This is a genomic window from Frankia sp. CoBUL1 (assembly GCF_978021245.1).
In genome coordinates, this window is record NZ_CDXDOS010000143.1 from 1 (window position 1) to 8,456 (window position 8,456).

The window sequence follows — 8,456 nt, forward strand, 5'->3', positions numbered from 1 at the left end:
AACACTCAACCTCGCCGCTTGACAGCCAAAAACATGGGATGTCTGACCGGACGGCCGGGTGACCGGACTGCCGGCTGACCGGACTGCCGGCTGACCGGACTGCCGGCTGACCGGACTGCCGGGTGAGCGGGTGAGCGTGCTGGGCGGTCCACCCCCGGCGGGTGAGGCGGCGAGACGGGGGGACGGCCCGGCGCGGGTATGAACGGACCGGGTCAGAAACCGGGTCCGGGCCGGAACCGGGGCCCAGGACGCCGGGACGGCGGTGGCCCGTCCAGGCCACCGCCCGACCATGGCGTGGACAGGTGGACAGGAGGTACTCCGTGGATCCCGATTTTCCGCTACTCAGCGTCTTCCTCTATATGCTGTGGTTTTTTGCTTTCATCCTGTGGCTGTGGCTGCTGTTTGCGGTGATCATGGATGTGTTCCGCAGCCAGGATCTGTCCGGATGGGCGAAGGCCGCCTGGACGGTCGCGATCCTGGTGCTGCCCTGGCTCGGCGTGATCGCCTACCTGATCGTGCGGGGTGGCAGCATGCACGAGCGCAGCCGCGCCGCGGCGCAGCGCGACGAACAGGCCTGGCGCGCCTACCTCCAGGAGGCCGCCGGGACGACGAGCGACGCCGACGAACTCGGCAAGCTCGCGCACCTGCGCGACCGGGGGATCATCAGCGAGGCCGAGTTCGAGCGGGGCAAGACCAAGATCCTGACCTGATCCGCCGGTGCCGTCCCGTGGGCCCGGCCCACGGGACAGGTCTACGGGACAGGTCGTCCACGGACCGTGTCACCGCCAGCCGGGCAGCCGGGAGGCGGCGGCCCGGTCGGCGAGCCACAGGCTGCGGTCGCGGCCGACGGCTCCCGTCGCCGGGATCGTGATCGGTCCCGCTCCGGAGAACGACGCCGCGACCGCATCGGCCTTCTCCTCCCCGGCGACGATCACCCAGACCTCGTGGGCGGACTGGATGGCCGGCAGGGTCAGCGTGACGCGTTCCGGCGGTGGCTTGGGGCAGTCATGCACGGCCACCACCGGTTCGGTCGCGACGACCGCGGGGGAGTCCGGGAACAGCGAGGCGACATGGCCCTCCGGGCCGAGCCCGAGGAGCACCACGTCGAAGCTCGGCACCGCCGATCCGGCGACGGCACGGGTGGCCAGCAGCGCGGTGTACTCCGCCGCGGCGGACTCCGGATCGGCATAGCCGGAGGCCGAGGCCCGTCCCTCGACGTCACCGCCCGCGGTCGGGGCCGCCAGATGGCCCATCGGGAAGATCCGTTTGGGATCCACCGGGACGTGATCGAGCAGCGCCTCCCGCGCCTGCCGCTCGTTGCGGTCGGGCGAGCCTGCCGTGACGAACCGCTCGTCGCCCCACCAGATGTCGACCTTGCCCCAGTCCACCGCGTCGAGAGCCGGGTTCGATCGCACCGCCCGCAGCAGGGCGATGCCGATGCCACCGCCGGTCAGGACGAGTGAGGCCTCCCCGCGGGCCGTCTGGGCGTCCACCAGCCGGGTGATCAGCCGGGCCGCGGCCGCCCTGGCCAGTACCCCGGCGTCACGATGGAGGACGAGCTCTGGCTCGGCCGTCATGCGCCACCCACCGTCCGTTCGTTGTTCGGGGCACTCGTCATCGGGGCGGTGCCCGGGGCCGCGGTGCCCGACGTCGCGGTGCCCGACGTCACGGCGCCGGCGGCCAACGCGTCCGTGGCGCCCACGGTCCGGTCCATCGGGTCCCGCCAGATGTGCTCTCGGTGCGGCGAGCGTCTGGTCAGGTTCGGCAGGCCGCTCCAGGTACCCAGGGCCTCGGCGTAGACGGCGTCGTCGTCGAGCCGGCGCAGCTCCTCGGCGAGCAGGTCTCCGACGCCCCGGTCGGCCAGAGGCAGTACCCGGTCCGGATAGCCGGTGCGGGAGATCATCGCCGAGCGGGAGTCGGTGCGGGAGACAGCCAGCCGGTCCCCGTCGAGGGCGACGGCGACGGCCGTGATACCGGGCCGGCCGCCCGTCTCGTCGACCGTCACCGGGACGGCGAGCCTGTTCTGGAGCCAGCCGGCGAACAGCTGGGCGCTCGGATCGGCCCGGCCTGCGGTGATGACAGCTGAGTCCGGCCGCTCGCTGACCACCGCATCGAAGGCGGCGGCGAGCAGGGTGCGCCAGGGCGACAGCCTGGTCCAGGACAGGTCCGTGTCGCCGGGGGCGAAGTCCGCGGCCCGCTGGAACAGCGCCGACAGCGGATCCGGGCTGGCGGTGACGTCGGTGACCCGCCGGTCGGCGAACACGCCGAGCGGGTCGTAGGCGATCCGGGCCGGCGGCTCGTCGTGCCACCAGGTGACCACCGGGGCGTCCGGTGCGAGCAGGGGAAGCACGACCGATTCCGCGTGCAGCGCCAACCGGCCGGACATCCGCATCACGACCGCTTCGCCCGGGCCGAGCCGACCGCCGATCGAGACCTCGGCGTCGAGCCGGGGATGCGACACGTCAACCTGCCGGCGGACGACGATCAGTAGCCGGCACGGATGGGCCGAGGCCGCCAGCGTCGCCGCGCCCTCAGCGGCGCTGACGTGCTTTTCGTCAACGACGACGACGAGGGTCAGCGCCAGACCGAAGGCCAGGGCTCCGGCCGCCCGTCGTTCGGCGGCGAGGGCCTTGACCACCTCAGAACCGGTGGTGTCCCACAACGTGGTCACGAGGGGCTCCTAATCCATGGTCATGGCCGCCGCCACCGGCGACCGTCGTGGGCGAGCATCTCGTCGGCGGCTACCGGACCCCAGGTGCCGGCCCGGTAGCGGTGCGGGGTGGTGCCCGCCCAGTGCCGCTCCAGCGGATCGACGATCCGCCAGGACTCCTCGACCTCCGCGTTGTTCGGGAACAGCGTCGCGTCGCCGAGCAGCACGTCGAGGATCAGCCGTTCGTAGGCCTCCGGCAGCGCCTCGGTGAACGCCTCACCGAACAGGACGTCCATCGCGACGTCCCGGACCTCCATCGCCGAGCCGGGGACCTTGGAGCCGAACTTGAGCGTGACCCCCTCGTCGGGCTGCACCCGGATGACCAGCTGGTTGTTGCCGAGCTCGGTGGTGGCGGTCTCGTCGAATGGCAGGTGCGGCGCCTTTTTGAAGAAGATGGCGACCTCGGTGACCCGCCGTGGCAGCCGCTTGCCGGTCCGCAGGTAGAACGGCACCCCGGCCCACCGGCGCGTCTCGATGCCGAGGCGCACCGCCGAGAAGGTCTCCGTCCGCGACTGCGCAGGGATGTCCTGTTCGTCGAGGTAGCCCGGGACCCGCTCCCCGGCGAGCCAGCCCTGCTCGTACTGCCCCCTTACCGCGCAGCGGTTGAGGTCCATGGGCAGCGACACCGCGCGGAGCACCTTCAGCTTCTCGGTGCGGATGGTCTCCGCGCCGAAACTGACCGGCTCCTCCATCGCGGTCAGGGCGAGCAGCTGCAACAGGTGGTTCTGGAGCACGTCCCGGGCGGCGCCCGTCTCGTCGTAGAAGCCGGCCCGGGTGCCGATCCCGACGTCCTCGGCCATGGTGATCTGCACCGAGTCGACGAACTGGGAGTTCCAGATCGGTTCGAACAGAGTGTTGGCGAAGCGCAGCGCGAAGAGGTTCTGGACCGTCTCCTTGCCCAGGTAGTGGTCGATGCGGAACACCCCGGACGGGGTGAAGACGTCGTCAACGAGCGCGTTGAGCTGCCGGGCCGACTCCAGGTCGTGACCGAACGGTTTCTCGACGACGACCCGGCGCCAGCTGCCCGAACCCGCGGCCGAGGAGAGCCCGGTGCGCTGCATCTGCTTGAGCACGACCGGGAAGGCCGACGGCGGGATCGACAGGTAGAACGCCGCGTTGCCACGGATACCGTGGGAGTGCTCCAGGCTCTCCAGCGTGCGGGCGAGCCGGTCGAACGCGGCGTCGTCGTCGAAGGACCCCGGCAGGAACCGCACGGAGCCCGCCAGCCGGTCCCAGACCTCCTCGCGGAAGGGTGTGCGGGCGCCCTTCTCGGCGGCCTGCCGGGCGAACTCGGCGAAGTCCTCGTCGGACCAGTCCCGGCGGGCGAACCCGAGGAGGACGAAACCCGGCGGCAGCAGGCCGCGGTGGGCCAGGTCGTAGACGGCGGGGATCAGCTTCTTGCGGGCCAGGTCGCCGGTAGCGCCGAACACCACCAGGGCGCTCGCGTCCGGCAGGCGCGGCAGTCTGCGGTCACGTGGGTCCCGCAGCGGGTTGGTACTCACCGTGGGCGCCACCCGTTCCCCCTTCGTTCTGCTTGTGGTCTCTCCGAGGTTGTTTCACCAGGGACCGTCGGGTGTCCCTGAACGACGCTGAGACGATCATCACGGCCGTGGCGATGGCCGTGGCGACCGTCACGGCCACGGCCGGCGCCAGGCCTTACGCGGACGAACTGGGTGAGCCCAGGTGCGCCGCGATGGTGTCCAACAGCTGGGTCCACGAGTCCTCGAACTTCTGCACGCCCTGGCTCTCCAGGGTCCCGATCACGTCGTCGAGATCGATTCCGACGGCCGTGAGCTGGGCGAACACCTCATGGGCCTCCTCGTAGCGGGGGCGGATCGTCTCACCCGTCACCGACCCGTGGTCGGCGAACGCCTCCAGGGTCGCCTCCGGCATCGTGTTGACGGTTCCGGGCGCGATCAGCTCGGTGACGTAGATCGTGTCCGGCAGGGACGGGTCCTTGGTGGAGGTTGACGCCCACAGCGGGCGTTGGGGCTTCGCGCCCGCCGCGGCCAGGGCCGCCCAGCGGGGAGTGGCGAACGCCTTCTCGTACCGCTCGAAGGCCAGCCGGGCGTTGGCGACGGCGGCCCGGCCGCGCAGCGCCTTCGCCTCCGGGGTGCCGATCTTCTCCAGCCGCTGATCGACCTCGGTGTCCACCCGGCTGACGAAGAACGACGCGACCGAGGCCAGGTCGGAGATGTCGCGCCCCGCGGCCAGGGCCTTCTCCAGACCGGTCATGAAAGCGTCGATCACGGCGTCGTACCGGTCGAGTCCGAAGATCAGCGTCACGTTCACGCTGATGCCCTGGGCAAGCGTCTCGGTGATCGCCGAGAGGCCGGCCCGGGTGGCGGGAATCTTGATGAACAGGTTGGGCCGGTCGACCAGCCACCACAGGGCACGCGCCTCGGCGAGCGTGCGCTCGGCCTCGTGGGCGAGCCGGGGATCGACCTCCAGGGACACCCGGCCGTCGACGCCGCCGCTGGCGTCGTAGATGCCGCGCAGCACGTCGCAGGCGTCGCGCACGTCGGCGGCCGTGATGGCCCGGACGGCCTCGCCGACGTCCACGCCGCGGATCGCCAGGTCGTGCAGCTGCTCGTCGTACAGGTCGCTCGAACTGATCGCCTTCTGGAAGATGGTCGGGTTGCTCGTCACGCCGACGACGCCGCGGTTCTCGACCAGGTGGGCGAGGTTGCCGGTGCGTAGGCGGTCCCGGCTGATGTCGTCCAGCCAGACCGCCACTCCGGCGGCTGAGAGCTCGGACAGGGGATTGCTCATCGGGCTGACTTCCTCTCCGCGGGCGGTGGCGTCCTCACCATGTCTCCAAGGCCTCCAAGCTGTTCTCGCGCTTCATGGCTGTTCTCGCGCTTCGGATGGGCGCACCCCCTTCAGGGCACTACCCTCTGGGGCCGGCTCCATCCCAGTCTGTTTCCAGTCTGATCCCAGTCTGCGGATCCCCGTGACAGTCTCGGGTGGCGGTTGGGAGAACAACGCGCACGACGAGTGGAATCCCGGTCCCTGCGGTCCCTGCGGTCCCTGCGGTCCCTGCCCGATGCCCGATGCCCGCCGTCCATGCGCCATGCCCACCGTCGCTGTCCGATGCCCCACGCCAGTACATGTCGGTCGCCGCCGCCCGGGGGGCCGCGTGGCGCGGTTGTGAGAGAGGACGCAGGACGGCGGCGGGGGTCCGGGCGCGGTCGACGCGCGTACGCAGCGCCGCGGCGGCTAGACTCCGACACGTCGTAGAACACCGTCCGCTCCGACTTTCGGGGCACCGTCCCGCGTGGGTCGCCCGTCGATCCCGCCGATCGCGAGGTCGCTCTGTCTACCGAGGCCGTCCTTCGTCACCGGCATGTCCCCGCCCGCGGACCGGGGCGGGCGGGCGCCTCCAAGCCAACGACCGCGGGGCCCGTACTCTCGTCCCCGCTCACCCTTCCCCCGGCCCAGAGCCCTCCTGGTGATCAGAGTACTTCTGGTGATCAGAGCACGCCTGGTGGCGCGGACGTGCCGCTCCCGTCGCCGCCCGCCGAGACCGTCGGCACGGCCGGTGGCGGCACTGATGGCAGGCTGGCAGCCGGTTCCCTCGCCGCCCTGGGTACCGTCGGGTCCGTGACGTCACCGTCGGTCGAGGCAACGGCCGTACCGGCGCCGGAGGCCGGCGGCCCGCCCGCCGACGGGCTCCCGGGCGCCGGGCACGCCACCCGCGGGGGCTGGGCGGCCGTGTCGGCGAAGGCCCGCGGCTATGTCGCCCTGATGAAGCTGCGCGTGGTCGAACTGCTGCTCATCACCACCGTCCCGGTCATGATGCTCGCCGAACGGGGCGTGCCGTCGCTCTGGCTGATCGCCGTGACCCTGGTGGCGGGAACCCTCGCCGCCGGCAGCGCGAACACGATCAACTGTTACGTCGATCGTGACATCGATCAGATGATGGGCCGCACGAAGCGCCGTCCGCTCGTGCGGGCGACCGTCACGCCCACGGAGGCGCTGACCTTCGGCATCGTGATCGGGATCGTCTCGACGCTGCTCTTCGGTTTCCTGGTCAACTGGCCCTCCGCGCTGCTGGCGGACGGGGCGATCGCCTTCTACGTCTTCGTCTACACCCTCGGGCTGAAGCGCCGCACCCCGTCGAACATCGTCATCGGGGGCGCGGCCGGCTGCTTCCCCGTCCTGATCGGATGGTCGGCGGTCACGGGGACCGTCGGCTGGGCCGCGGTGCTGCTGTTCGCCGTCGTCTTCTTCTGGACCCCGCCGCACTTCTGGGCGCTGGCGATGAAGTTCCGCGACGACTACGCCGCGGCGGGCGTCCCCATGCTGCCGGTCGTCGCCTCCGTCCAGGTCGTCACCCGGCGGATGCTGGGCTACGCCTACGCGATGGTCGCAGCCTCGCTCGCGGTCGCTCCCGTCGCCTCCACCGGCCCGGTCTACCTCGTCGCCGCCGTCGCGGTGGGCGCCTGGTTCCTGGTCGAGTCGCACCGGGTCGCCCGCCGGGCCCGGCACGGCGAGGACCCGAGGCCGATGCGCCTGTTCCACATGTCGATCACGTATCTGACTCTGCTGTTCGTGGCGATCGCCGTCACCGCTCTCGTCTGATCTCGTCCGGCCCCACCGATCCACCCCACCGACCCCGCCCCGTCCTGATCCCGGTGTCACCGGGATCAGGACGGGGCGTTGTTTTAAAACAAAAAAGAGTAGAGAACTTTGGCGACGATCTTTCTTTGGTTCTGTTTGTACACCTCAGCTTGGTAGGGCTTTCGGTTAGTCGTGGCGGGTGAAGTCGTCGATGGTGGCGGTGAGGGCCTGGGCGTCGGGGGTGGCCTGGTAGATCGGATCGTCTTGAAGGGCCTTGCCGAGTCGGCGTACACCCTCCCGTATGGGGAGGACCCGGTGCTGTGGGGGGATGCCGAGGACGGGGCGTAGGGCGTCCTCGGCGGCATCGAGTGCGTGGAGTCGAACCCGGGCAAGGGTGAGGTCGGCGCGGGCGATCGCTTCGGAGTTGTGGGAGCGGTCGGCGTGGGGGGCGTGCTGGTAGGCGGTGAGAGCTTCGTCGGCTGCCTGTTCGGCTTCGGCGGGGTTGGGGAACCATGCGGCGGTCCCGGCGACGATGCCGAGTTGTTCGGGCAGGGACAGGCGCATGAGCCCGCCGATTTCGTCGAGATCATCGGGTTGGACGCGTTCGCGGATGCGACGGCTGTGCAGCAGTGCGGTGCGGGACCGGTCGGTGTCGCCGAGGGCGGCGTGGGCGCGGGCCTGCTGCACGGACGGTAGAACGGCGATGGAGCCGCGTACGCGGTCGGTGTCGAGGGTGGCGAGTTCGGTGAAGTGGATGGATTCGGCGGGTCGGCCCATCCAATAGGCGGTGGCGGCCTGTTCGGTGCGGACGATGATGCGTAGGCCGGGATGGTCAGCGCGTTCGGCGCACATGAGTGCGGCGTTCTGGTAGGTCAGTGCCCGGTGAGTCTGGCTGAGGTCGCGGGAAGCGTGGGCGAGCATCGCGCAGACGAGGCCCCCGAGTAGGTAGAGGTCTCGGATCTGGTGGGGGTCGATGGGGTCGTCGAGTAGGCGGAAGATGGCCTTGCGCGTCACGATCAGGTCGTCGACAAGCAGACTGAGATGGTCGCCGTAGGAGCCGGAGAGACGCCGGACCTCGTTCCACAGGAGAGCCAGGATCTCCGGGGCGGGTGTGTTCTGTGCCCGGGTGAGAAACTGTAGGGTCTCCTCCAGGGCTGCGCGAAGGTCGCGTGGTGTGACGGTC

General features: G+C 70.6%; 7 protein-coding genes. 2 read left to right on the forward strand and 5 right to left on the reverse strand.

Features of this window, described 5'->3' with window-relative positions; translation table 11 throughout:
* The first annotated feature begins 320 nt into the window (after positions 1-320).
* Positions 321-710 carry an SHOCT domain-containing protein gene (locus AC08OX_RS11560; RefSeq protein ID WP_476607820.1) on the forward strand — a complete coding sequence of 130 codons (390 nt, stop codon included), beginning with the start codon at positions 321-323 and terminating at the stop codon, positions 708-710.
* Between the two features lie 69 nt (positions 711-779).
* Here the strand turns inward: AC08OX_RS11560 and pgl are convergent, their stop codons facing one another.
* From pgl to tal, 4 genes are all read right to left on the reverse strand, one after another.
* Positions 780-1,577 (reverse strand): 6-phosphogluconolactonase, encoded by a 798-nt coding sequence (gene pgl / locus AC08OX_RS11565; RefSeq protein WP_476607821.1) that lies wholly within the window; start codon positions 1,575-1,577, stop codon positions 780-782.
* A complete protein-coding gene (locus tag AC08OX_RS11570; RefSeq protein WP_476607822.1) occupies positions 1,574-2,671 on the reverse strand; it encodes a glucose-6-phosphate dehydrogenase assembly protein OpcA in 1,098 nt (365 codons plus the stop codon). The genes pgl and AC08OX_RS11570 overlap by 4 nt, the downstream gene beginning before the upstream one ends.
* A gap of 20 nt (positions 2,672-2,691) precedes the next feature.
* Positions 2,692-4,224: a glucose-6-phosphate dehydrogenase gene (gene zwf / locus AC08OX_RS11575; protein WP_476607823.1), complete on the reverse strand. Its 1,533-nt coding sequence runs from the start codon at positions 4,222-4,224 to the stop codon at positions 2,692-2,694.
* Positions 4,225-4,366: 142 nt separating this feature from the next.
* The gene (gene tal, locus AC08OX_RS11580) at positions 4,367-5,482 is read right to left on the reverse strand and encodes a transaldolase (RefSeq protein WP_476607824.1); all 1,116 of its coding nucleotides are present in this window, start codon (positions 5,480-5,482) and stop codon (positions 4,367-4,369) included.
* Positions 5,483-6,424: 942 nt separating this feature from the next.
* On the opposite strand from tal, the gene AC08OX_RS11585 reads away from it, so the two are divergent.
* The gene (locus AC08OX_RS11585) at positions 6,425-7,294 is read left to right on the forward strand and encodes a heme o synthase (protein ID WP_023841562.1); all 870 of its coding nucleotides are present in this window, start codon (positions 6,425-6,427) and stop codon (positions 7,292-7,294) included.
* 165 nt (positions 7,295-7,459) lie between these two features.
* Here the strand turns inward: AC08OX_RS11585 and AC08OX_RS11590 are convergent.
* Positions 7,460-8,456 (reverse strand): hypothetical protein (locus AC08OX_RS11590; RefSeq protein ID WP_476607825.1); only part of this gene is annotated, 997 nt, incomplete at its 5' end.